We start from the raw sequence: 2,125 nt of genomic DNA, 5'->3' as shown, positions 1-2,125 counted from the left end.
GCATCGAAGCAATCCGCTTCACGATTGCCAATCCCAACCCGGTGCCCTTGCCACCGCGGGCACGATCACCGCGGGTGAACGGGTTGAAGATGGCCTCAAGTTCCGAAGGATCGATCCCGGCGCCACGATCCATGACGCTCAGCACCACGTATGGCGCGGCAGTGTCACCAGAGACATAGGCCGCCACCTCCACACCGCTGCCGGCATGATGCAGCGCATTGCCGATCAGGTTGTTCAGCAGCCGCTTCATCGACACACGACGCAACGGAAACGGCTGGATCGGCTCCAGGCGCAGCCGCACTTTCTCTTCATTCTGGTTGTAGGGCGCAGCGACCTCACGGACCAGATCACTCAGGTCAACCTCTTCCACCGACTCGTCTCGCCCGTCGCGAATGAACGCCAGGAACTGATCGAGAATCGCATCCATGTCTTCGATGTCACGCACCATGTCGTCGGTCAGGTCGGTGCGATCGCCCATCAATTCCAGGGACAGACGCAAGCGGGTCAACGGCGTGCGCAAATCATGGGAAACACCGGCCAGCATCAGTTCGCGCTCGCGACCAGCCTGCTCGACGTCTTCTGCCATCTGGTTGAAGGCTCGGTAAACCTCGGTCATCTCACTCGGCGTATCGCTGATCGGCAGGCGCACGCTGCGACCCTGGCCGAGTTGCCGTGCGGCATACACAAGACGCTTCAAAGGTTGATTGAGCTGGCTGACGAAGATCCACGCAGACGCCGTGGACAGCAGACCGATAGCAAGGAACCAGCCGAGCACATTCCAGATTTTCTGACCACGCAACGGGTGCGGATACAACGGCACTTTCAGCCAACCTTCACCCAGGCTCGGAGCACGAACCCACAATGCCGGGGGAGAATGCATGCGTAGTCGCACTTCGGTGTCCGGCCCCAACTCGGTCTGCATCTGTCGCTGGTAAATCTCACTGTATGGCCAATGTTGCTCGCCTTCCGGGACACCGGCACCCACTACCCGAATCAGGGGTGCACTATCGGCAATCTTTGCTCGGTTCTCTTCATCAGCCGCCCAGTAGGCACGCAGCACCAGGGCGACACCGTGGCTGTATTGGCGGTCCACCAGCACGTCTTCGTTCATCAGCAGATAAACCAGGGTCAGCGCCTTGGAGAAGAGAACGACGATGAGCACCAGCCAAAGGGTGCGAGAGAAGAAGCTCTGGGGAAACCAAACGGGGGTTTTCATGGATAGCCGTTAAACACTTGCAGGAGCGAGCAATGCTCGCATATTGCGGATCGCGAGTCTGCGGACAGGATCGATTGATCCGTTATCCGCATGACCCGCTCCTACAAATCGCCAATCACTTGGTGGCGGTACCATCCGGAACAAACACATAACCCACACCCCAGACGGTCTGGATGTAACGCGGTTTGGAGGGGTCGGGTTCGATCATCCGGCGCAGACGGGAAATCTGCACATCGATGGAACGCTCCAGGGCATCCCACTCGCGGCCACGGGCCAGGTTCATCAATTTGTCGCGGGTCAGCGGTTGACGTGCATTCATCACCAGGGCCTTGAGCACAGCGAATTCACCGGTGGTGAGCATGTGCACTTCTTCGCCGCGCTTGAGCTCGCGGGTGGCCAGGGACAACTCGTAGTCACCGAAGGTCACGCTTTCGTCTTCGCTGCCCGGAGCGCCAGGCACCRGAGCCGACTGGCGACGCAATACCGCCTTGACGCGAGCCATCAGCTCATCGGGGTTGAACGGCTTGGCCAGGTAATCGTCGGCGCCCAGTTCCAGGCCCTTGATGCGGCTCAGCTCGTCGCCCTTGGCGGTGAGCATGATGATCGGAATCTGGTTGTTCGCGTTGCGCAGACGGCGGCAGGCGGTCAAGCCGTCTTCGCCGGGCAACATCAGGTCGAGGACGACCAGGTTGAATACTTCGCGCGCCAGCAGGCGATCCATCTGCTCAGTGTTCGGTACGGCGCGGGCGCGGTAGCCCTTGCTGACGAAAAAACGCTCCAGCAGGCTGCTCAGCCCCGGATCGTCGTCAACGATAAGAATTTTTTCGCCTTCAGCAGTTTGTGCAGTGCTGCTCATTGGATGCTCCCTTTGATCTCGGCGCGCATTATGGCGTAGCTGCCGTTATACGC

2 protein-coding genes are annotated in these 2,125 nt (G+C 59.7%); both read right to left on the bottom strand.

All coding sequences use genetic code 11. From position 1 onward, the window contains the following. Positions 1–1,216, bottom strand: a 1,216-nt coding sequence (locus ACXRVY_RS25665) for an ATP-binding protein (protein WP_458238591.1), incomplete at its 3' end; no start/stop codon positions are given. Between the two features lie 115 nt (positions 1,217–1,331). Continuing rightward, positions 1,332–2,072, bottom strand: a complete 741-nt coding sequence (gene ompR, locus ACXRVY_RS25660) for an osmolarity response regulator transcription factor OmpR (protein ID WP_458238590.1) — start codon at positions 2,070–2,072, stop codon at positions 1,332–1,334. Positions 2,073–2,125: the final 53 nt, after the last annotated feature.

The sequence above is a fragment of the Pseudomonas sp. P5_A2_2 genome (assembly GCF_054177685.1).
The sequence above is the reverse complement of the archived record's forward strand: the minus strand, read 5'-3'. Positions and strand labels throughout refer to the sequence as shown.